Genomic DNA, 22,548 nt, shown 5'->3' with positions numbered 1-22,548 from the left:
CGCTATCGCAATTCGTAGGTCTTGCCGTCCACGGTGATGCGCTCGGCGCGCATCTCGTCTTTCTCGACGGTGGATGGATAGCCGAAGGCCGAGACCGTCTTGCCGACAGCCACGATATCGGCGGATGCCCCGCGCGCCGTCATGCGGGAGGTCGGCGCAAGAGTGACGGTCCAGGCCTTGTCGGACCCCTTGATCACGATGGTCGCATGCGGGTTCTCGAATTTGCTGTTTTCGACAGGACCGTTCACGGTGACCGGATTGGCGGCGTCGTAACTGCCCCAACCGTGATGGGCGACAGCGGCGACCGTCGTACCAGCAATCAGTAATCCAGCGTATGTCAGTGCGGGCAGGAGACGCGTCATGGCTCAACTCCCTTTATTGCCGGAATGCTACCTCACAACGCCCGAGATGAAACCCGGTTTTCGCCGCGGCGGCTTGATGTCGTTCTTCAGGAAGCAGCGCGCATTCTTGCCGGCATAACCGGGCCGCGCAAAGGTCCAGGCGCGGCATTTATTGTCGCCCTGGCAGGCATCGCGGCAGGCATCGCCGTGTTCGGCCTTGTCGTCGTTCTTGATCTCGAACGAACGATAGTCGCCGCCAAAACGATCTGTCGAGGTTTCCACCGGACCGGTGCGCGGCTCGATGACGCCGGCGCCACGCACGCCGGAGACGCAGCAATAGCTCTCGACCCGCGGCGGCACCTTGTCTTTCAGCCAGCACACCGCGTTTTCGGAATTATCGCTCGGATAGTTGAAGCTCCAGGCACGGCACTTCTTGTCGCGCTCGCAGATCAGCGCGCATTCGGCCGGATCGCCGGACAGTGAGACCGAACGCGAATAGTCACCGCCAGGGCGATCGAAATTGGTTTGCGCCTGGGCGGGCGTAACGGCTGCGAGCAACAGCATGGCGAGGGCTGTCAGACACGCTCTGAACAGGTTCCTCGGCATGCAGGATGACTTTCAGCGGTTTGCAAACGGCGTAAGAAGGACGCCATTGGAACGCCGGTCACCTGTACCGCCGATGAACGGATTTTCAGCTTCGCCAAGCCGCTGATCTAGAAGCAGTATTCCTTATAGGCGGGCGCCACCGAGCCACCCCAGGCGCCATGGAACCTGTCGAGCATCTGCTCGGCCGGAGTCTTTCCGGAATCCAGGATCCGGTCGAGTGCCTCCAGATGGTGGGACTCATCGCGGCCGTGCGCGTCGAGCTTGCCGCGCCGGCGCAGGCCGCCATGGGCGAGCAACAGACACTCTTTGGCGATTTCGAACAGATACCGATCCTTGATCTTCGCCTTGAAGCCCAACTTCGGCACATCGTCGCGCAACGCCTGTCGCTCCGCCGCAGTCCAGTTCTTGACGATATCCCAGGCCGCATTGAGGGCGCTGTCGTCATAAAGCAATCCGACCCAGAACGCCGACAGTGCCGGCAAACGATCCGACGGCACGCCATCGGCGCCGCGCATTTCCAGGTAACGCTTCAGGCGCACTTCGGGGAAAATCGTCGAGAGATGATTGGCCCAATCCGAGAGAGTGGGTCGCTCGCCGGGTATCTTCTCGTTCTTGCCCGCAAAGAAATCGCGGAACGACGAGCCCGACACGTCGATGTAAGTGTCGCCGCGCTTGACGAAATACATCGGAACATCCAGCGCGTAATCGACCCAGCGCTCGAAGCCCATGCCGTCTTCGAACGCCCACGGGATCATGCCGGAGCGGGCATTGTCGGTGTCGCGCCAGACTTCGGATCGGAACGACAGGAAGCCGTTCGGCTTGCCTTCAGTGAACGGCGAATTGGCGAACAAGGCGGTCGCGATCGGCTGCAGCGCAACGGAAACGCGCAGCTTCTTGACCATGTCCGCTTCCGAGGAGAAGTCGAGATTGGTCTGCACCGTGCAGGTCCGGTACATCATGTCCAGACCGTACTGGCCCACTTTGGGCATGTAGTTGGTCATGATCTTGTAGCGGCCCTTGGGCATCACCGGAATCTGCGCGCGCGACCAGGATGGCGTGAGACCGAGGCCCAGAAAGCCGATGCCGAGCGGCGTCGCCACTTCACGCACCTGCGCAAGATGCGCCATCAGTTCGGACTGCGTCTGGTGGACTGTCTCCACCGGCGCGCCCGACAATTCAAACTGGCCGCCGGGCTCGAGCGAGATTGCGCCGCCGCCGGTGACGTCATAGAGGCCGATGATATTGCCGGCTTCCATGATCGGCTCCCAGCCGAGCAGATGCTTCATGCCGTCAAGCACCGCGCCGATGCCGCGCGGGCCTTCGTAAGGCACGGGATTGTGACCGTTCAGCGTGAACGGCGTCTTCTCGTGTTCGGTGCCGATGCGGAATTCCGATGGCGGCTTCACGCCCGCCGCTAGCCACGCCACGAGTTCGTCGCGCGACTGCAGCGGCGTCATATCGATTTGGTCACGCGCCATGGAAATTCCGAATGAAAGGCGCTGCAATCTGTTGCGCGCGGTGTCGGGAACGCCCGCGGCCCGTGCGGGTCGCGAACGCAGGCAAAAATTTAAGGTTCATCGCGCCGGCGCGGCGTCTCTGGCGGCCGGCGATGTCACTGTCGATGCCGCTTCTTGGCACGCGCAGCCGAGCCGGTCGAGCAGGCCGCACAGTTTTGCTGCATCTGCGTCGGACAGTTTCGAGCCGACATGTTTCTCGATCGCCGTTGAATAGGCGCAGCCCATCTTCTTGTGCAACTCGCGCCCAGCAGCCGTGATCTCGACGAACAGGCCGCGCTTGTCCATCTTGCATTCGCGGCGTGCAGCCAGGCCTTCGTCGACCAGACGATCGATCAGCCGCGATGTCGAATATTGCGGTATCAGCATCTGCTTTTCGAGCTCGACCGGACGCATCTCGCCGGTCGGCGAGCGCGACAGCTCGGCCAACGCGTCGTACCATGCGAGCGGCGGAAAACCGGCGCGCTTGAGGTCCTGCTCGACGCCGTCCAGCACCCGGCTCTGGATTCGCATCAGGCGGATCCAGGCGGCTGTCGCCTCGGTGGAAGGTTTACGTTTCATGGCTCAGTCCAAATGGTGGCGGCACCCTAGCCCACTTGATGCAGCTGCATCAATCTTGACTCGTTCATGCAAATGCATTTAGTCACCCGCGTGGTTAAACCAATGTCTTCAGGGAGGAATTTTCGATGAAGCTGTATTATTCGCCAGGCGCCTGCTCGCTCTCGCCTCATATCGCACTTCTCGAAGCCGGCCTGCCTTACGATCTCGTGAAGGTCGACCTCAAAGCCAAGAAGCTGGAAAATGGCGACGACTATCTCGCCATCAACCCCAAGGGCCAGGTGCCAGCCCTCGGCCTCGACAGCGGAGCGCTCGTGACCGAAGGTCCGGTTATCGTGCAGTACATCGCCGACCAAGCTGCTGCCAAAAATTTGGCGCCGGCCAATGGCAGCGATGCACGCCGCCAGCTGCAGGAATATCTTGGCTTCATCAACGGCGAGCTGCACAAGAACTTCAGCCCGTTGTTCCAGCCGGTGTTCGATGACGAAGTGAAGGGCTTCTTCAAGACCCGCCTGATGGGCAAGTTCAAATATCTCGATGGCCAGCTCGCAGGTAAGGACTACCTGCTGGGCAAGGATTTCAGCGTCGCTGACGGCTATCTGTTCGTCATGCTGAAATGGGCCGACCGGATGAGCATCGATCTCTCCGAATTCAAGAACCTGATGACCTACAAGGACCGCGTCGCTGCCCGCCCGCAGGTGCAGGCCGCGCTGGAGAAGGAAGGCCTGATGAAGGCGGCGTAAGCTGCTGGCATCGCGCTGAAATATGAAAGGGCCGGATCAATGATCCGGCCCTTTTTTGTTTGTGTTGGATGCCGCGTTGATCACCACATGATAGACTTGGCGCTGTCGTCCCCTCTCCCCTTGCGGGAGAGGGTTAGGGAGAGGGGTGGCCGCAAATCGCGACGCCCGAGTTCTGGGCACCCCTCTCCCCGGCCCTCCCCCGCAAGGGGGGAGGGAGCATTACGGTCCGTGCTATCGACTACGCCGCCGCGAGCTTCTTCGGCGGGAAGCGGCCGTAGAAGGTCTCGCCTTTGGCGGCCATCTCTTCGAGCAGCTTCGGCGGGGTGAAGCGGGAGCCGTATTTGGCTTCAAGCTTGTGGCAGAGCTCGACAAACTTCTTGGTACCCATGAAGTCGATATAGCTCAGCGTACCGCCGGTGAACGGCGCGAAGCCGAAGCCGAGGATCGAGCCGACATCGGCTTCGCGCGGATCGACGATCACGTGATCCTCGACGGTACGCGCGGCTTCTACCGCCTGTACCACCAGGAAGCGCTGTTTCAGCTCCTCGACATCGAGCGTATCGGGATCGACCGGTTTCGGCAGCAGCGGCGCGATGCCCTTCCACAGAGCCTTGGAGCCCTTGCCCTTCGGCGGATACTCATAGAAGCCCTTGCCGTTCTTGCGACCGAAGCGCTCCTGCTTCTCCACCATCTCGACGATCAGCTTCTTCTGCGCCTGATCGACCGCCTGCGAGCCGAGATCGGCTTCGGTGGCCTTCATGATCTTCAGCACGAGATCGAGCGCGATCTCGTCCGACAGCGACAGCGGCCCGACCGGCATGCCGGCCATCTTGGCGGTGTTCTCGATCATCGCCGGCGGCACGCCTTCGAGCAGCATTTCCAGGCCCTCGGCCGTAAAACGCAGCACGCAGCGATTGGCGAAGAAGCCACGGGAGTCGTTGACCACGATGGGCGTCTTGCCGATGACGCGGACATAATCCAGCGCGGTCGCCAGCGCGACATCGCCGGTGTTCTTGCCGACAATGACTTCCACCAGCATCATCTTCTCGACCGGCGAGAAGAAATGGATACCGATGAACTTGGACTGGTCGGCGAATTCCTCGGCCAGCGAGTTGATCGGCAGCGTCGAGGTGTTCGACGCGATGATGGCGCCTTCCTTCAACAACGGCTGCACCTTCTTGTAGATCTCGGCCTTGACGGCGCGATCCTCAAACACGGCCTCGATAACAAGATCGCACTCCTTGATAACGTCGAAGTCCGCAGTCGCGGTGATCTTTGCCAGCAGCGCGGTCTTATCGGCTTCCTTGGCGCGGCCCTTGGCGATCAGGCCATCGATGGCCGCGATGCAATGACCGAGGCCCTTGTCGGCACTGGCCTGGTCGCGGTCGATCAGCACCACGTCCATGCCACCGCGCGCGGAGACGAAGCCAACGCTGGCGCCCATGAAGCCGGCGCCGATGACGGCGAGCTTCTTGACCTTGGTCGGCGGCACGTTCTGCGGACGACGCGCACCCTTGTTGAGCTCCTGCATCGATAGGAACAGGCTGCGGATCATCGCCGCCGCTTCCTTGGTCTGCAGGATATGCGCGAACTGACGGGACTCGACGCGGAGCGCCGCATCCATCGGCAGCTGCAGGCCTTCATAGACGCACTGCATGATCGCGCGGGCCGCCGGATAATTGTCGAAGGTCTCGCGGCGATAGATGGCGTTGCCAGCGGGGAACATCATCATGCCCTGCTTGGAATAGACGGGGCCGCCGGGCAGCTTGAAGCCCTTCTCGTCCCAAGGCGCGACAGCCTTGCCGCCAGCCTTGATCCACTCCTTCGCGGCCGAGATGAGATCGGCTGATGGCACCACCGCGCCGACGATGCCCATCGCCTTCGCCTTGACGAGATTGATCGCTTCGCCCTTGAGCAGCATCTGCATCGTGTCTTGCGGCTGCAGCATGCGCGCGAGGCGCTGGGTGCCGCCGCCGCCGGGGAACAGGCCGACCTTGATTTCGGGCAGGCCCAGACGCGTCTTCGGATTTTCAGCCGCGACGCGATAGTGACAGGCCAGCGTCAGTTCGAACGCGCCGCCGAGCGCGAGGCCATTGATGGCCGCGACCCATGGCTTGCCGGAGGTCTCGATCTTGCGCAGCGTCAGCGACAGCTTCCGGCTCTCGTCGAACAGCATCTGCTGCGCGGCTTCCTCGCCCTTGGCAGCCCTGGTCTCGGCAAACACCTTGCCCATGCCTTCGAGCATCGACAGATCGGCACCGGCCGAGAAAGCTTCCTTGCCGGAGGTGATGACAACGCCCTTCACGGCGGCATCCGCAGTGGTCTGATCGACGATGGCCCCGAGTTCCTCGATGGTCGCTACGTCGAGCACATTCATCGAACGGCCGGAGATGTCCCAGGTGACGAGCGCGATGCCGTCGGCGTCGGTCTCAACCTTGAAGTTCTTGAAGGTCATGTTGGCCACTCCTTACACGCGTTCGATGATGGTGGCGGTGCCCATGCCGCCGCCGATGCAGAGGGTGACGAGGGCCGTCGATTTGTTGGTGCGCTCGAGTTCGTCCAGCACAGTGCCGAGGATCATCGCGCCGGTGGCGCCGAGCGGATGGCCCATGGCGATGGCGCCGCCGCAGACATTGATTTTCTCATTGTCGATATCGAAGGCCTGGATAAAGCGCAGCACCACCGAGGCGAAAGCTTCGTTGAGCTCGAACAGATCGATGTCCGACAGCTTCATGCCGGAACGCTCCAGCACCTTCTTGGTGACGTCCACCGGACCGGTGAGCATCATCGCCGGTTCGGAGCCGATATTCGCAAACGCGCGAATCTTCGCGCGCGGCTTCAAGCCCGCCTTCTTGCCGGCCGCCTCGCTGCCGAGGAGCACGGCGCCAGCGCCATCGACGATACCCGACGAGTTGCCGGCGTGATGGACGTAGTTGACGCCTTCGATTTCCGGATGCGACTGGATCGCCACGGCATCGAAGCCGCCCATCTGCGCCATCGTCACGAAGGACGGCTGCAGCGCGGCCAGTGACTGCATCGTCGTGGACGGACGCATATGCTCGTCCTTGGCCAGAATGGTGAGGCCGTTGATGTCCTTCACCGGAATGACCGAGTTCTTGAAGCGGCCTTCGTCCCAGGCCTTGGCAGCGCGCTGCTGGCTCTGCACCGAATAGGCATCGACGTCGTCGCGGGAGAAACCGTATTTGGTTGCGATCAGATCGGCCGAGACGCCCTGGGGCATGAAATAAGCAGGCACGGCGATCGACGGATCGACGGGCCACGCGCCACCGGCGGCACCAATGCCGACGCGGCTCATGCTCTCGGCACCGCCGCCAATGGTCATGTCGTGCTGGCCCGACATGATCTGCGCCGCGGCGAAGTTCACGGCGTCGAGGCCGGAAGCGCAGAAGCGGTTGATCTGGATGCCCGGGACGTCGTTGCCGTAGCCGGCGGACAGCGCAGCCATGCGTGCGATGTCGCCGCCGGCTTCGCCGACCGGATCGACCACGCCGAGGATGACGTCATCGATAGTGCCCGGCTGCAGGTTGTTGCGCTCCTTGAGCGCCTTCAGCGGTGCAGTAGCGAGCGCCAGCGCGGTCACCTCATGCAGCGAGCCATCGGCCTTGCCGCGGCCGCGCGGCGTGCGAACGTGATCGTAGATATATGCCTCGGGCATGGTGTCTCCCTCAGAGTGGTCGTGTTGTTCGAATTTCTAAAACGCCGTCATGGCCGGGGCAAAAGCGCGAAGCGCGGCTTCGCTAGATGTCCCGGCCATCCACGTCTTCTCTCGCGCGCCGCCAAGGCGTGGATGCCCGACACAAGGCCGGGCATGACGGCGCATATAGTGACTAGAACGCTTCCGCCGGAAGCTCCATCGTCGTCGCGCTTCCGGTCTGGATGCGGGCGAGATGGAGTGCGGTTTCAGGCAACATCCGCTCCATGAAGAAGCGGCCGGTGACCAGCTTGGTCGTCAGATAGGGTGTCGCGCCATCAGTGGCAATCTTGTCCTGCGCCACCTTGGCCATCTTCGCCCACATATAGGCGAAGGCGGTGAGGCCGAACAGCTGCATGTAATCGGTAGCGCCGGCACCGGCGTTGTCGGGCTTCATCATGGCATTGTTCATCAGCCACATGGTCGCCTGCTGCAGATGACCGAGCGCATTCGAGAGCGGATCGATGTAAGGCTTCATGGCTTCGTCAGCGCCATGCTCCTTCGCAAATGCGCCGACCTCGCCGAAGAACGCCATCGCGGCACGGCCGCCATCGCGCGGCAGCTTGCGGCCGACCAGATCGAGTGCCTGGATGCCGTTGGCACCTTCATAGATCATAGCAATGCGCGCGTCGCGCACGAACTGCTCCATGCCCCATTCGGCGATATAGCCGTGACCACCGAACATCTGCTGCGCTGAGACCGCGTTGGCAAAGCCACCATCAGTGAGCACGCCCTTCAGCACCGGGGTCATCAGGCCCATGTGATCATCAGCGGCCTGACGCTCCTTCGGATCGTCCGAACGATGCGCGACGTCGCTCTTCAGCGCGGTCCACACCACCATCGCGCGGGCGGCTTCGTTGAAGGCGCGGATGGTCAGCAGCGTGCGGCGCACGTCCGGATGAACCATGATCGAATCGGCCGGCTTGTCCGGCGACTTCGGCCCGGTCAGCGAGCGGCCCTGCAGGCGGTCCTTCGCATAGGCGACCGCGTTCTGATAGGCGACTTCGGACTGCGCGAGACCCTGCACGGCAACACCGAGACGGGCTTCGTTCATCATCACGAACATGCCCTGCATGCCCTTGTTCTCTTCGCCGATCAGCCAGCCGGTGGCGCCGTCGTAATTCATCACGCAGGTGGAATTGCCGTGGATGCCCATCTTGTGCTCGATCGAGCCGCACATCACGCCGTTGCGTGCGCCGATCGATCCATCGGCATTGACCATGAACTTCGGCACGACGAACAGCGACACGCCCTTGATGCCGGCTGGTGCGCCCTCGATGCGGGCCAGCACCAGATGGATGATATTGTCGGCAAGGTCGTGCTCACCGGCCGAGATGAAGATCTTGGTGCCGGAAATCTTGTAGCTGCCGTCCGCCTGTGGCGCGGCCTTGGTGCGCAGCAGGCCCAGATCCGTGCCGCAATGCGGCTCGGTCAGGTTCATGGTGCCGGTCCATTCGCCGGCGACCATCTTGGGCAGGAACATCGCCTTCTGCTCGGGCTTGCCATGCACGATGAGTGCTGCGGTCGCGCCCATGGTGAGGCCGCCATACATCGAGAACGCCATATTGGCGGAGATCTGGAATTCGGCAACGGTCTGCGACAGCGTCACCGGCAGGCCCTGGCCGCCGAATTCAGCGGGAGCCGAGAGGCCGAGCCAGCCACCCTCGGCGACCTGCTTATAGGCTTCCTTGAAGCCTTTCGGCGTGGTCACGCTGCCATCATCGTTGCGCTTGCAGCCTTCGAGATCGCCGACGCGATTCAGCGGCTGCAGCACTTCTTCGCTGAGCTTGGCGGCTTCGCCCAGAATCGCTTCGCGTACATCGGCTGACGCGTCAGCAAAGCCGGGCAGATTGTTGTAGCGATCGAACTGAAACACGTCGTTGAGCAGGAAGCCGACGTCTTCGAGCGGGGCTTTGTAGCTGGGCATGGAATTCTCTCGGTTTGAATTCGATTGATCGGATGATACGGCGCCGCCGTGTCAGATTTACGCAATTGTTATCGGAGATGAAGCAAGCAGCTGGCGGCTCATTGCCGCGCCAATTCCTCGCCCATCAGCCTGTGCAACAGGTTGATGGCCTTGAGCGGCCTGACCATCACCTTGAAGTGGGTAATGCGGCCATCATCGGCGAAGGAGATCATGTCGACGCCATTGATTTTGATGCCCTCGATCTCGTTCTCGAATTCGAGCACCGCACCGTTTTCGCTGCGCCATTCGCCTTGTAAGCGAAGCCGGGGCCACCCAGCACTTTCTCTGCAGTCGTCAGATACTTGAACACGATCTCACGGCCCCGCTGCGGCGCATGCACGACCGGGCTTTCGAACACAGCTTCCGGATGCAGCAGGTCCCACAGCATCGCCCGATCATGAGACCGCATGAAGCTGTACCATCTATCGAGGCCGCTCACGCTCATCGGCTCTCCCTCCCGCATCGGGCACTGTTCGGCCAGTGCCGCTCCATACACTTCTGCATGGACGTTAACGCCAGAGCGTGGATTTCGTCAATACACATGTGTATGGTCGGGGAATGGATGACCAACTGACCAAAGACCGCCTGACGCGCTCGGCCTGGCTCGACCACGGGCTGAGGATCCTCGCGCGGCAAGGCGCCGACGCGCTGAAGGTCGGCGCACTGGCCACCGGCCTAAACGTGTCACGCGGAAGTTTCTATTGGCATTTCAAAGACATATCTGAATTTCGACTACAGCTTCTGCAGCGCTGGCAGGAGCGGACGACCGATCAGGTGATCGAGGGGATCGACGCCTCGGTCGCTGGCGCCGCACGTCTGACCCACCTGATGAAGCTCGCTTTCAACGAAGACCGCAGCCTGGACCGCGCCATCCGCGCCATGGCCTCGACCGACACAGACGTCGCCAAAATGGTCGCCTCGGTGGATGCCAGGCGGGTCGGCTATATGGCGAAATGGTTGATTGAGGCCGGGGTGGAAAGCCAGCGGGCGCTGCCCCGCGCCGAGTTTCTCTATTGGGCCTATATCGGCCAGTCCGCGGTGATGGATCCGCGCCACAGCGCCATCACCGAACTGGATGTCGACGATTTGAGTGCGCTGTTTACGCGCTGACGCCAAAGGCAGAGACATCCGATCCTACCTGCAAATCGGCGCAAGTGTATCGTCGGGTTAACTTTTAAGGCCCGCTCGACCCGATCCTTAACCCGTTATTTACCCTAACCCTGAAAAGTCCGGATCAGAGGCAGACGACCCGCGCACGTTACGATTGTCTTCACAATGGGACGCGCGGGGGAGGCTGCAGGCGCTGGTGGGCGTCAAGCTCGGAACCGGACCAAAGCATGAATTCGCGCGTATCGTGGAGTGTTGACGGGATTGAGCCATCGGTTCGCGAGCGGGCCGAAGCTGCGGCGCGCCGTGCCGGCATGTCGCTGGGCGACTGGCTGAACTCGACCATCGGCGAAGCTCCCCCGCGCTACAACTCGCCCAACGCACGCCCGCGCGACCAGGAACGCCCCCTCACCCCGCGTGCGGCCCTGCCGCAGCGCGACGCGGCCGATGTCGTCGAAATCCACGAGCGGCTCGACGCCATTGCCCGGCAGATCGAACTATTCTCGAAGCCTGCACAACGCAGCAGCGAGCCCGGCGTTGCGCGCCAGCTCAATGATGCGATTTCACGGCTCGATGCGCGCCTGTCGCAGATCAGCGAGCCCACATATCGCCCCGCGCCGCCGCCGCAACAGCCGCGCATCGATATGGTCGAGCGCGCCGCCAATCAGGTCTATAGCGCCTCGCCGCCGATCGATCCGTTCTCGCTGGACTTCGCCATCGCCGAGATCGCCGCCCGCCAGGGTGAGCTCGATGGCACGCCGCGCATGGCCCCGCGCAACGCGCCGCCGATTGCACCGTCCTTTGTACAGCCGCCTTATGCACAACCTGCCGCGCCACCGCAGAGCTTCATGCCGGATATGTCTGGCCTGGAGCGGCAGCTGTTCCAGATCACGACCAAGATCGACGCGCTGCAGCGCCCGGACAATAATATCGAGCAGTCGATCGCGGCCTTCCGCAGCGAACTCGCCGAGATCCGCAACGTCATCACCGAAGCGATGCCGCGTCGCGCGATTGAATCAATCGAGAACGAGATCCGTGAACTCGGCCGCCGCATCGACGACAACCGCCACAGCGGCATCGACGGCGACGTGCTGGCCAATCTCGAACGCGCGCTCGCCGACATCCACAAGACGCTGACCACGCTGACGCCCGCCGAACAGCTCGCCGGCTTCGACGAGGCGATCCGCAATCTCGGCGGCAAGATCGACTTGATCGTGCGCTCGAGCAACGATCCCGGTACCATGGAGCAGCTGCAGGGCGCGATCGCCGCGCTGCGCGCCATCGTGTCCAACGTCGCTTCCAACGAAGCGCTCGGCCGTCTCAGCGACGACCTGCAGACGCTGTCGTCGAAGGTCGATCAGCTCGCACGCGCCGACAACAGCGATTCCTTTGCCGCGCTCGAAGCGCGCATCATGACGCTGACGGCGGCGCTGGAAAATCGCGAGCGCCCGGCTGTCATGGCCAGCTCCGATCATCTGGAAACCGCATTGCGGACGCTGTCCGAGCGTCTCGACCATATGCCGGTGGGCAATGACTCGTCGTCGGCCTTCGCGCATCTCGAACAGCGCGTCTCCTATCTGCTCGAGCGGATGGAGAGCATCACCGATACGCGCGGCAACAATCTCGGCCGCGTCGAGGACGGGCTGCAGGACATCCTGCGCCATCTCGAACGCCAGCAGTCGCTGTTCGCCGCGCTGGACAATCCCCGCAGCAAGGCGCCATCGATCGATCCCGACCTGGTGGACACGATCAAGCGCGAACTGTCCGACATGCGCTTCAGCCAGTCGGAAACCGACCGCCACACGCAGGATTCGCTGGAAGTCGTTCACTCCACGCTCGGCCATGTGGTCGATCGCCTCGCAAGGATCGAGGGCGATCTGCGCGCGGTCGGCGCCGCGCCTGCCAAGCAATCCGCGCCTGTTGCAACACCCGCTCCGACCTCGCGCCCCGCGACTGCACCAGATGTTTCGGTGCCGGCTCCGACGCGCCCGCAGATGCCCAATCCGGTGAAGCCACAGGCTGCGCCGTCGCAGGTCGAGGTGCGTCCGCCGCAGGTTCACTTCGATGCCGCGCCGCGCGACTTCGCGGCAACTGCGATCTCGCACGAACCGGCATCGGCCTTCCCGATGCCGAAGGCGATCAGCGACATTCTCGATCCTCCGCCCGCGCCAAAGCCAGTCGCGCAGTCTGCATCCGCTGCTGAGCGTCCGTCGCCGCGCCCGATGGTTGACCCGGCGCTGCCACCAGATCATCCGCTCGAACCCGGCACGCGTCCGCAGGGCCGCGGCGCATCGCCATCCGAACGCATCGCCGCGTCGGAAGACGCGATCAGCGAAATCGCCGTCGATGCCCCCGAACAGGCCACCGCGTCGAGTTTCATTGCTGCCGCACGCCGCGCCGCACAGGCTGCAGCCGCAACCGGCAACGACAAATCGAGGTCTGACAAATCCAGGGCCGACAAATCGAAGGCCACCAGACCTGGGCCGCAGCTCGCCGATAGCGAAAAGTCATCCTCCACGATCGGCTCGAAGATCCGCTCGCTGCTGGTCGGCGCCAGCGTGGTCGTGATCGTGCTCGGCTCGTTCAAGATGGCGATGACGCTGCTGGACAGCGGCTCGCCGGCGCCGGTGGCCGAGAATATTCACTCGGCACCGCCGCTGCAGCTGAACGCGCCCGAGCCGGCCGAGGTCCCGACCAAGCCCGCCGTCCCCGTGCCGGCCGCGCCGTCGATGACATCGCCCACCCCGATCGGCAAGCAGTCGCTGATCGCCCCGTCGCCCGCCGCGGTCGAGCATGCGCCGCAGCCGGTGCCACAGGCTGCGCCCGTGCCATATGTGTCGCCCGATGTGACTGGCAGCATTGCACCGCCGCAGGCCAGCGCCGCAGGCCCGGTGCTGCCATCCAGTGGCCAGAAGATCACCACAGCCTCGATCCCCGCCGGCGAGCGCCTGCCCGAGACCATCGGCAGCACCGCGTTGCGCAACGCGGCGCTCAAGGGCGACGCCTCTGCCGCGTTCGAAATCGGCGTCCGCTATGCCGAGGGCAAGGGCGTAGCGCAGAACTACGACGAAGCCGCCAAGTGGTATGACCGCGCGGCGCAGGCCAATGTCGTGCCGGCCATGTTCCGCCTGGGCGCGCTATTCGAGAAGGGCCTCGGCGCGAAGAAGGATCTCGACGTCGCCCGCCGCTATTACGTGCTCGCGGCCGACCGTGGTAACGCCAAGGCGATGCACAATCTCGCCGTGCTCGATGCCGATGGCGGCACCAAGGGCGCCAACTACAAGAGCGCATCGTACTGGTTCCGCAAGGCCGCCGATCGCGGCGTCGCCGACAGCCAGTTCAATCTCGGCATCCTCTATGCCCGCGGTATCGGCGTCGAACAGAACCTCGCCGAGAGCTTCAAGTGGTTCAGCCTCGCCGCCTCCCAGGGCGACGTCGATGCCGGCCGCAAGCGCGATGACATCGCCAAGCGCCTCGATCCGCAGTCGCTGGCCGCGGCCAGGCTGGCGGTCCAGACTTTCGCACCGGAAGGCCAACCCGATGACGCCATTAACGTGGCCACTCCCGCGGGCGGTTGGGATGCAGCGCCGGCACAGGTCGGGGCGAAAGCATCGATGGGCAAGCGAGCTGCGCGCTAAGACAGATTTTTCTGGCCGCCGGATCGAACCGGCGGTCTTATTTCCTCAACAAACCTTCAGCAGACTCGGCACGGTGAAGTGTGCGCCGAGCCCGACTGAACGACGAGGAAATCGATTTGTCTTTTCGGAATGATGACACATCGGGGGACGCGGAACGCCCATCAGGGATTCCTACGGTCAACCCCTGGGCCGCACGTCCCGCCGAGCCGCCCGCTCCATCGCAGCCTCCACCACCCGAGGCACCGCGCAGCAAATGGTTCAACTGGCCCTCGGTCGCATTCGCGGTCGTGCTATTCGGCGGCATCGGCGCGCAGGCCTATCAGGAGCTCTCCAAACCGGAGGCCTGGGCCTATTGGAAAGACCTCTATGTCTCGCCGAGCATGGCGTCTTCGGAGGTCGGAAGTCTCGATCCGGACAATTCGGGCCGCGGCCGTCCAGCGTTGGCGATCACCGGCGAGATCGGCCCGGCCACTGCGAGCTGGTTTCGCGAAAAGCTCGATGAAGCCAAACTCGCGCCCGGCGATACCGTATTGCTGTCGTCTCCGGGCGGAAATGTCGGCCAGGCCATCATCATGGGCGAGATCATCCGTGCGCGCGGGCTGACCACCGCCGTGGGCACGGTGGATTCGGCCGGCCGGATCAAACCGTCCTACTGCGCCAGCGCCTGCGTGATGACCTATGCGGGCGGCAAGGCCCGCATCGGCGTCGAGGGCTCGCGGCTGGGCGTCCACCGCTTTGTATCTCCCAAGCCGGGCGCTGACCCCACCGCATCGGCGCAGCGCACCATGGGCTATGTGCTGAACTACATGACCAAGATGGGCGTCGCCTCGTCGGTCGTCGAGGCGATGTCAGCCACCGAGAAAATCCGCTGGCTCGGCACCAGCGAGGCCGCCGCCATGAACCTCGTCACCGATCCGGCCAGGAAGTCGTGACGCCGCCGGCTTGCGCCTGGGCCAACAAAATTTACCACCTTGAAAGGTGTATCATCGGTAGAGGCGGAAAACCGCGCCTGTACCGAATTCTTTAATCCCATCAACGGACGATATCGTCTAAGACGGGGACGCGGCTCGCAATCCGCGCCGCCTCCAGAACCACGCCATGAGCGGTTTCGGCCCAACTCAGGGCCAGAATTCCGAAGCGAACGCGCGTGCAACTGTATCTCCCGATCGCCGACATTCCGATCAATGTGTTGCTCATCCTGGCGATGGGCGCTGCGGTCGGCTTCGTCTCCGGCATGTTCGGAATCGGCGGCGGCTTCCTGATGACGCCGCTGCTGATTTTCGTCGGCATCGCCCCCGCAGTCTCGGTCGCGTCAGTGGCAAGCCACATTGCAGCCTCGTCTTTCTCCGGCGCGCTGTCCTACTGGCGACGCCGCGCCATCGATCCCGCGCTTGCGACGGTCCTTCTGACCGGCGGCGTGGTCGGCACGGCGCTCGGGGTGTGGGCATTCACGCAGCTGCGCAATCTCGGCCAGCTCGACCTCACCATTTCGCTGTCCTATGTGATCCTGCTCACCGCCGTCGGCAGCTTGATGTTCTGGGAGGGCCTGCGCGCGCTGCTGCGCATCCGGCGCGGTGATCCCGTGAACTTGCGCCGGTCCGGCAGCCATAGCTGGGTTCACGGCCTGCCGCTCAAGATGCGGTTCAAGCGCTCCAAGATCTATCTCTCGGTGATCCCGGTGATCGCCGTCGGTCTCCTGATCGGCTTCATCGGCGCCGTGATGGGCATCGGCGGCAGCTTTATCCTGATCCCGATCCTGATCTACTGGCTGCGCATTCCGACTTCGACGGTCATCGGCACATCTATGGTGCTGACGCTGGTCACCATGGTGATCGCGACATTGCTGCACGCCGTCACCAATCATCTGGTCGATGCGGTGCTGGCCCTCATCCTGATGGTCGGCGGCGTCACCGGCGCACAATTCGGCGCCCGCGCCGGGCAGAAGATTCGCGGCGAGCATTTGCGCCTGCTGCTGGGCCTGCTGATCCTGGCGGTCGGCGTCCGCTTCGCGGTGGAACTGGTCGTTCGCCCCACGGATCTGTTCACGATCCGCGATACCGGAGGCGTCGCTCCATGATACGCGCGCTCCCGATCATCGCCGCACTCGGCATCGGAATGCTCGCCCCGGCCCGCGCCGAACAACTGATCGTCTCGGTGTCGAACCATCGCGTGACCGTGACGCCGAATTATGCCGGCGAGGAACTGGTGCTGTTCGGCGCTGTCGAGAAAGACGACAAGACACCGCCCGGCCGCAACAACTACAATCTCGTCGTCACCGTCAACGGACCGCGCACCGACCTCATGACCCGGCGCAAGGAGCGCCGCTTCGGCATCTGGATCAACACGGATTCGCGCCAGTTCCTGCAGGTACCGTCCTATCTCGCCGTGTTTTCCAACCGTCCGATGGACGCCATCGCGCCTGCCGACGTGCAGCGCCGCCAGCAGCTCGGGATCAATAACGTCCTGCTGACCCAGCGCGTCGGCACCGACTATGCGGACGTCGTGGCGACAGACCCGTTCCGCAGCGCCTTTGTGCGACTGCGCAAGGAACACGGACTGTATCGCGAGGAGACCTCAGCGGTGACATTCCTGACACCGACGCTGTTCCGAACCAGCATTCCGCTACCCGCCGAAGTGCCCATCGGAACCTACGATGTCGAGATCAAACTGTTCGCCGACGGTGCGCTGATCTCGAAAGCGGAGACGGCGTTCGATATCGTCAAGGTCGGCTTCGAGCAGTTCGTCGCCAATGCCGCGCGCAATCACGGTTTCATCTACGGGCTGCTCACCGCCGCGATGGCACTGATGTCCGGCTGGGCGGCATCGATCGTGTTCAGACGGGATTAACTCTACTCTCACCACCGTCATTGCGAGGAGCCCTTGCGACGAAGCAATCCAGTCTTCCTTCGCTTGTGGCCTTCTGGATTGCCGCGTCGCTTCGCTCCTCGCAATGACGGTTGAGGATTCTGCGCGCTACAAAAATATCCCCACCACCATCGCAACCACGCTGATGGCCATTGCTGCAGTCGACAGCCAACCGAGCCAGTGCAACGGCCCCTTGATCACAAAATCGCCCATCACATCCCTGCGGCGCGACATCACCATCAGCAGCACCATCACCGGCACGGCGAGCACGCCGTTGATGACCGCGCTCCAGTACAACGCCGAGATCGGGTTGATCGAGGTGAAATTCAGCGCGATCCCGATCACGGCAGACAGAGCCAGCACCGCGTAGAACGCCACAGCCTCGCGTGGCTTGCGATCGAGACCGACCAACCAGCGCTGACCTTCGCCCACAGCATAGGCAGTCGAGCCCGCGAGCACCGGGATCGCCAGCAGACCGGTACCGACGATGCCCAGCGCAAATATCCACTCCGCGAATACTCCGGCGATCGGACGCAAGGCTTCAGCCACCTGCGCCGAGGTCTCGATATCCGTCTTGCCTGAGGCATTGAGCGTGGCCGCAGCCGTAATGATGATCGACAGCGCGATCAGGTTGGAGAATGCCATGCCGACGATCGTGTCGGCCCGAATGCGCGAAAACTCCATCGCGGCACCAATCGGCCTCTCGATCAACGGAGCTTTGTCGGGATCGATACGTTCGTCTTCCGCCTCCTGCGAGGCCTGCCAGAAGAACAGATATGGCGAAATCGTCGTCCCGAGAATGGCGACTATGGTGGTGAGATACGAGCCGCTCCAGGTGATTTGCGGCAGCAGGATGCCTGTGAGAGCCGCGCTCCAGTCGACCTTCACCACCGCAAGCGCGGCGACATAGGAGAACAGGCAGAGCGTCAGCCACTTCAGCACCGAGACGTAGCGCTTGTAGTCGAAGAAAATCTGCGCGCCGACCGAGAGCGCGCCGAACAGAACGACATAGATGATGCCGTGACCGCCAACGAGCAGCTTGGTGGCATCGGCCATGGCGCCGAGATCGGCCGCTATATTGATAGTATTGGCGATGAACAGCAGCGACACGATGAGATGCAGCAGCGACGCCGGATAGTGCCGGCAGACATTGCCGGAAATGCCACGACCGGTCACGCTACCGACGCGTCCGGAAATTTCCTGGATTGCGACCATCAGCGGGAAGGTCAGCAGCATGGTCCAACCGATGCCGTAACCAAGTTGTGCCCCAGCCTGACTATAGGTGCCAATGCCGGACGGATCGTCGTCGGAAGCGCCGGTGATCAGACCAGGACCAAGCCGTTTCAGAAAGCCTTTCGGACCAGTAGCTTCTCCCTCCTGATCATCAGGCTTCTTCTCGCTCGACTGGTCCGACATCTGATCCCTGCCATCTCACCGCTCGGCAACGTGCCGTCGCAGCTAACGTTCCGAAGCAGGGACTGGCAATGGGCTAGATCAAGGTCCGTACACCCGGTTCGAGGATACGCAGACGGGCACCGAAGCCGAGCGTGTCGAAGGATGCGCGCAGGTCGCCGGCGCTCTGTTTGAAATGCGCCCATCCGTCGGTGTGCACCGGCACAATCGTCGCATCGGGAAATGCGCGCGCCGTCTCGATCGTGTCGTTGGTGTCCATGGTGAGGTGGAATGGCCCGCGGGTTTGCGCCGCACCGGCGAAGGGTAGCACAACGCCGGCCGGAAAACGCCGCGCGACCTCGGCGACACCATCGAACCAGACGGTGTCGCCTGTAATGTAGATCGGCCTGCTCCCTGGCGCGTTCGAGCTCAGCACGAATCCGATGACATCGCCCGACAGCGGCTCGATGCCGGCCGGGCCATGACGCGCGGGCGTCGCGGTGATCGTCAGCGAGTGACCATCCTTGCCTGTAAGTTCGGTGCTATCCCATGGCGCGAGACCCTCGACATCCCCACCGAGGCGCTTGGCGCCCGCAATGGTTGTCAGTGCGCGCGGCGCGTGGCGCAGGAAATCGCGCCCGGAGTTATCAAGGTTGTCGGAGTGCTGATCGTGACTGAGCAACACCGCATCAACCGCGCCGACTTGCGCGGCGGAGATCGCGGGACCGACGAGTTTTTCCAGCGTGACATGCGGCAGCTTGTAGGCGCCCGGATGATCGAAGGTCGGATCGGTGAGCAGCCGGAAGCCGTCGAATTCAATCAGCGCGGTGGGTCCGCCAATCAAAGTGATGGTGAGAGACATCAACTACTCCTGTCGCAGGGGGGCTGGTGAAGCGGCCGGTCTGGTGACGAGATAGATACCGAGGGCGACCGGGACGATCCCCAGGAGATCACGACTTTCAACATGCTCGCCGAGCACCATCCAGGCGAACAGCATGCCGAGTGGCGGCATCAGGAAGTGATAGGCGCTGGCAGCGGTGGCGCCGCAGGTCTTCAGCAGGTGAAACCACAGAAGATAACCGAGGATAGAACCGCCCAATGTCAGGAATGCAAACGAAGCGATCAATCGGGCACTCGGCACGATCGCGCCGATATCGGAAAACGTGAGCGCCACCGGGATCAGCACCACGCCGGCCACAAGATTCTGCACGCCGTTGCCCAGCCACAGGCTGCCCTTCGGTGCCAGCAGCTTGAACAGGATCGTCCCGGTCACGATGGATGCGAGCGATGCCAGCGTGAATACGATGCCCTGCGCGCTGTCGGTGCCCACCGATATGCGGTGCCAGACGATCGAGGTGACGCCGGCGATGCCGAGCAAGAGCCCGGCGACCTTGCGTCCGGTGAGCGGCTCCTTCAGCAACAGCGCTGCGAACACAGCCGTAAATACCGGGTTTGCGCTGACGACCAAGCCACCGAGACCGGCGGAGATGGTTTGCAGGCCGGTATAGCCGAGGCCGAGATACAGCGCGTTATTGGCCAGGCCGATGACGGCGTAAGCCGCGACATCGCGCCAGGACAGCGACCAGGCACCGCGGCGCAGGGCGGAAATCCCAAGGATCAGAACACCCGCGAGCGAAAACCGCGCAGCGAGCAGAATGAGCGGCGGGCAATCGGTAACAGCGATCTTCCCTGCGACGAAGGAGAAACTCCAAAGCAGACAGAAGATGCCGATATAGATCGGCAGCGGATTGAAGGCGGCACGGGGAACCGCAACTGACGGCGCGAGGGACATCGGAAATCTCCTTTGCCACCGGTCTATGCGCCCGCCTTCCCATTTGGAAATTAAATGATATACTTGTTGTCAGTTGAAAAACGAATGGAAAGCCGATGCTGGATCTCGAACTCCTGCGCAGCTTCGTCTCAGTGGTCGATGCCCGCGGCTTTACCCGCGCCGGCGAGCGCGTTCACCGCACCCAATCCACCGTCAGCCAGCAAATCAAGCGACTGGAAGAGGATATCGGCCAGCCGCTGCTGAACCGCACCGGCAAGGACGTGACCCCGACCGAAGCAGGCGAGCGGCTCCTGTCCTATGCGCGACGGCTGCTTGCGCTGGCGGAGGAAGCCCGCGACGTGCTGGCCCGGCCGACCAATGAAGGCGCTGTCAGGCTCGGCATCCCCGAGGATTTCGCGGCCTATCGCTTGACCGAATTGCTGGCGAATTTTTCGCGATCCCGGCCCGGCTTGCGGCTCGACGTGCGCGCCGACCAGAGCACGTATTTGCGCCGCGATCTCGAACGCGGCGAACTCGACCTGGCCCTGTTCAAGCGCGCCGCCGGTGAGAAAGGTGGCATTGCGGTGTGGCCCGAGCGGATCCATTGGGTCACGAGCAAGGCGCATCCGATCGACCCCGCCATCCGGTCGGTCCCGTTGATCGGCTTTCCCGCCGGCTGCCTTTACCGGACCCGCGCAATCCATGCCATCGAGGCGGCAGGCCGCAGTTGGCACATGGCCTATACGAGCTCCGGCCTCGCCGGCATCCAGGCCGCGGTCGCCGCCGGACTTGGCCTCAGTATCCTGTCCGACATGGCTATCCAGGCCAACCATCGCATCTTGACGGCGAAAGAAGGCTTTGCGCCGATCGACCAGACTGAAGTGACGCTGATGGCCGCCCCCGACGCGAGCCCGGCAACGCTGCGGCTTGCCGACCACCTCGCCGAGTTCTGCGATACGGTGCAGGCGAAGGCGGCGTAAGGCCGCTCTTTCTTTTAATGCTCGTCGGTTTGCAGGGCCATGAAGCCATGCTTCGGACACGCCCCCAAGGAGCCCTCAATGCCGACATCCGACGCTGTTACTGTTGAGGCTCTGAGTCCCACGTCGTTCGAGCCCTTCGGATGGGTGCTCGGCAAAACCGATCCTCTCAAAAAAGACGCGGTCGGTTTTCGAAGCCCGGCGAGCGATTTCTGGCACGAACACGTCTTTGATCCCGGTACGGAAGGCAACACCGAGGTCTTGTGGGTCGAGTATCGTGACAACAATCCGCTTGTCTCAAAGCTCGAAGTCCATCACCTGACCCAGCAGGCGGTCGTGCCTCTCACGAAAGAGATCGTTCAGGTCCTTTGCTTGAGTAATGCAAACCAGACGCCCGACCTGTCGACCCTTCGAGCGTATCGCTTGTCTCCTGGCGTCGGAATCTGCATGCGTCCCGGCGTTTGGCACGCAACGCGCGCCGACAATGCGACCTGCCTGATGCTGACCCGAGGCTCGACGACGGAGGATCTTATCGACCATCTCGTCAACGAGCGCCCTGTGAAGGAGTCTGCCATCCTGGAAATCCCGCAGGTTCGCCTGATCCTGGACGGGTAGAACGACGATGTATGAAATGTTGCTCTAGCAACAGCGCGAGGCGGCAATGGCGTGCATGCGCCGGTCGCCGAGCACATGGGCAACGAAGCCGAGGGTCTGGAAGATTTTCGCGAATGCCGCGTCGCGGATGTTAAGCCCGCCGGTATAGGCGCCGAAGGCCGGCATCACCGCGCGGGTGCCGTCGCTCGCAAAGCAACGACGTTCGACGGCGCGGCCGCGGGTGCTGACGCGCGCCTTTGGATGCAAGTGACCGGCAATCTCGCCTGCAGCACCGGTCGGCTCATGACGGAAGGTGATCGGGCCGATGGCGACTTCTTCAGCGACGGTGCCGCCGAGATCCGGCGGCAATGCAGGATCATGATTACCTGATATCCAGATCCAGTCACGGCGCGTCTGCAATGTGGACAGCAGGTCGCGATTGGCCGGCGATAACCGCTCATGGGCGTCACGGTCGTGGAAACTGTCGCCGAGCGCAATCACGATGCGCGGATCGTGACGCGCGATCACCGCACCGAGGCGACCGAGCGTTGCGATCGTATCGTAAGGCGGCAGCAGCACGCCGCGATTGGCATAGCTCGAGCCCTTTTCGAGATGTAGATCGGACACCACGAGAAGTTTCTGCTCTTCCCAATACAAGGCGCCCGACAGGTCCGCAGCCAGCGTGACGCCGGCGATGCTGACGGTGCTCATATCGACGGTGATGGTCTCAGCGTGCATGGTGCTCTTTTAAGACGAATGCGAGA

19 protein-coding genes and 1 pseudogene are annotated in these 22,548 nt (G+C 63.0%); 8 read left to right on the top strand and 12 right to left on the bottom strand.

What is annotated here, in order from left to right; translation table 11 throughout:
• Positions 1 to 2: 2 nt before the first annotated feature.
• The 4 genes from AB8A50_RS23735 to AB8A50_RS23720 form a co-directional block, all read right to left on the bottom strand.
• Entirely contained in the window at positions 3 to 362 is a 360-nt protein-coding gene (locus tag AB8A50_RS23735; RefSeq protein WP_089266817.1) for a DUF6152 family protein, read from the bottom strand.
• Between the two features lie 27 nt (positions 363 to 389).
• Positions 390 to 905 carry a PAN domain-containing protein gene (locus AB8A50_RS23730; RefSeq protein ID WP_089266816.1) on the bottom strand — a complete coding sequence of 172 codons (516 nt, stop codon included), beginning with the start codon at positions 903 to 905 and terminating at the stop codon, positions 390 to 392.
• A 149-nt stretch (positions 906 to 1,054) separates the two neighbouring features.
• On the bottom strand, positions 1,055 to 2,425 hold the full coding sequence (locus tag AB8A50_RS23725; RefSeq protein ID WP_093761676.1) for a glutamate--cysteine ligase: 1,371 nt from the start codon (positions 2,423 to 2,425) through the stop codon (positions 1,055 to 1,057).
• Between the two features lie 96 nt (positions 2,426 to 2,521).
• The gene (locus AB8A50_RS23720; protein WP_068732586.1) at positions 2,522 to 3,022 is read right to left on the bottom strand and encodes a MarR family winged helix-turn-helix transcriptional regulator; all 501 of its coding nucleotides are present in this window, start codon (positions 3,020 to 3,022) and stop codon (positions 2,522 to 2,524) included.
• Positions 3,023 to 3,147: 125 nt separating this feature from the next.
• Between AB8A50_RS23720 and gstA the strand changes: the two genes are divergently transcribed.
• Positions 3,148 to 3,762, top strand: a complete 615-nt coding sequence (gene gstA, locus AB8A50_RS23715; RefSeq protein ID WP_120288156.1) for a glutathione transferase GstA — start codon at positions 3,148 to 3,150, stop codon at positions 3,760 to 3,762.
• Positions 3,763 to 4,000: 238 nt separating this feature from the next.
• Here the strand turns inward: gstA and AB8A50_RS23710 are convergent, their stop codons facing one another.
• The 4 genes and pseudogenes from AB8A50_RS23710 to AB8A50_RS23695 form a co-directional block, all read right to left on the bottom strand.
• Entirely contained in the window at positions 4,001 to 6,217 is a 2,217-nt protein-coding gene (locus tag AB8A50_RS23710; RefSeq protein ID WP_309940597.1) for a 3-hydroxyacyl-CoA dehydrogenase NAD-binding domain-containing protein, read from the bottom strand.
• A gap of 12 nt (positions 6,218 to 6,229) precedes the next feature.
• Entirely contained in the window at positions 6,230 to 7,438 is a 1,209-nt protein-coding gene (locus AB8A50_RS23705; RefSeq protein ID WP_068732581.1) for an acetyl-CoA C-acetyltransferase, read from the bottom strand.
• Positions 7,439 to 7,610: 172 nt separating this feature from the next.
• Positions 7,611 to 9,401 carry an acyl-CoA dehydrogenase C-terminal domain-containing protein gene (locus AB8A50_RS23700; RefSeq protein WP_184513020.1) on the bottom strand — a complete coding sequence of 597 codons (1,791 nt, stop codon included), beginning with the start codon at positions 9,399 to 9,401 and terminating at the stop codon, positions 7,611 to 7,613.
• 98 nt (positions 9,402 to 9,499) lie between these two features.
• Positions 9,500 to 9,885 (bottom strand): annotated as a pseudogene (locus AB8A50_RS23695) (nuclear transport factor 2 family protein).
• A 113-nt stretch (positions 9,886 to 9,998) separates the two neighbouring features.
• Between AB8A50_RS23695 and AB8A50_RS23690 the strand changes: the two are divergent.
• From AB8A50_RS23690 to AB8A50_RS23670, 5 genes are all read left to right on the top strand, one after another.
• Positions 9,999 to 10,550 (top strand): TetR/AcrR family transcriptional regulator, encoded by a 552-nt coding sequence (locus AB8A50_RS23690; RefSeq protein WP_089266810.1) that lies wholly within the window; start codon positions 9,999 to 10,001, stop codon positions 10,548 to 10,550.
• A gap of 227 nt (positions 10,551 to 10,777) precedes the next feature.
• Complete coding sequence (locus AB8A50_RS23685; RefSeq protein WP_439079096.1) at positions 10,778 to 14,185, top strand: hypothetical protein; 3,408 nt, start codon at positions 10,778 to 10,780, stop codon at positions 14,183 to 14,185.
• Positions 14,186 to 14,301: 116 nt separating this feature from the next.
• On the top strand, positions 14,302 to 15,117 hold the full coding sequence (locus AB8A50_RS23680) for a hypothetical protein (protein WP_439079095.1): 816 nt from the start codon (positions 14,302 to 14,304) through the stop codon (positions 15,115 to 15,117).
• 215 nt (positions 15,118 to 15,332) lie between these two features.
• Positions 15,333 to 16,262, top strand: coding sequence for a sulfite exporter TauE/SafE family protein (locus tag AB8A50_RS23675; protein ID WP_320446408.1), 930 nt, complete (start codon positions 15,333 to 15,335; stop codon positions 16,260 to 16,262).
• Positions 16,259 to 17,032 (top strand): TIGR02186 family protein, encoded by a 774-nt coding sequence (locus tag AB8A50_RS23670; protein WP_068737508.1) that lies wholly within the window; start codon positions 16,259 to 16,261, stop codon positions 17,030 to 17,032. The genes AB8A50_RS23675 and AB8A50_RS23670 overlap by 4 nt, the downstream gene beginning before the upstream one ends.
• A gap of 126 nt (positions 17,033 to 17,158) precedes the next feature.
• Here the strand turns inward: AB8A50_RS23670 and AB8A50_RS23665 are convergent, their stop codons facing one another.
• The 3 genes from AB8A50_RS23665 to AB8A50_RS23655 form a co-directional block, all read right to left on the bottom strand.
• Positions 17,159 to 18,466 (bottom strand): NRAMP family divalent metal transporter, encoded by a 1,308-nt coding sequence (locus tag AB8A50_RS23665; protein ID WP_439079094.1) that lies wholly within the window; start codon positions 18,464 to 18,466, stop codon positions 17,159 to 17,161.
• A 73-nt stretch (positions 18,467 to 18,539) separates the two neighbouring features.
• Complete coding sequence (locus AB8A50_RS23660) at positions 18,540 to 19,304, bottom strand: MBL fold metallo-hydrolase (protein ID WP_093761700.1); 765 nt, start codon at positions 19,302 to 19,304, stop codon at positions 18,540 to 18,542.
• A 3-nt stretch (positions 19,305 to 19,307) separates the two neighbouring features.
• On the bottom strand, positions 19,308 to 20,234 hold the full coding sequence (locus tag AB8A50_RS23655) for a DMT family transporter (protein ID WP_175365911.1): 927 nt from the start codon (positions 20,232 to 20,234) through the stop codon (positions 19,308 to 19,310).
• Between the two features lie 95 nt (positions 20,235 to 20,329).
• On the opposite strand from AB8A50_RS23655, the gene AB8A50_RS23650 reads away from it, so the two are divergent.
• Positions 20,330 to 21,193, top strand: coding sequence for a LysR substrate-binding domain-containing protein (locus AB8A50_RS23650; protein WP_439079093.1), 864 nt, complete (start codon positions 20,330 to 20,332; stop codon positions 21,191 to 21,193).
• 78 nt (positions 21,194 to 21,271) lie between these two features.
• Positions 21,272 to 21,805 (top strand): ureidoglycolate lyase, encoded by a 534-nt coding sequence (locus AB8A50_RS23645; protein ID WP_439079092.1) that lies wholly within the window; start codon positions 21,272 to 21,274, stop codon positions 21,803 to 21,805.
• Positions 21,806 to 21,829: 24 nt separating this feature from the next.
• On the opposite strand, the gene pdeM is transcribed toward AB8A50_RS23645, so the two are convergent.
• Positions 21,830 to 22,522 (bottom strand): ligase-associated DNA damage response endonuclease PdeM, encoded by a 693-nt coding sequence (pdeM, locus tag AB8A50_RS23640; RefSeq protein ID WP_439079091.1) that lies wholly within the window; start codon positions 22,520 to 22,522, stop codon positions 21,830 to 21,832.
• Positions 22,523 to 22,548: the final 26 nt, after the last annotated feature.

This window comes from Tardiphaga sp. 841_E9_N1_2 (assembly GCF_051811065.1).
In the GTDB taxonomy this organism is placed as follows: Bacteria; Pseudomonadota; Alphaproteobacteria; order Rhizobiales; family Xanthobacteraceae; genus Tardiphaga; species Tardiphaga robiniae.
This window is presented reverse-complemented; position numbering and strand designations above follow the sequence as displayed.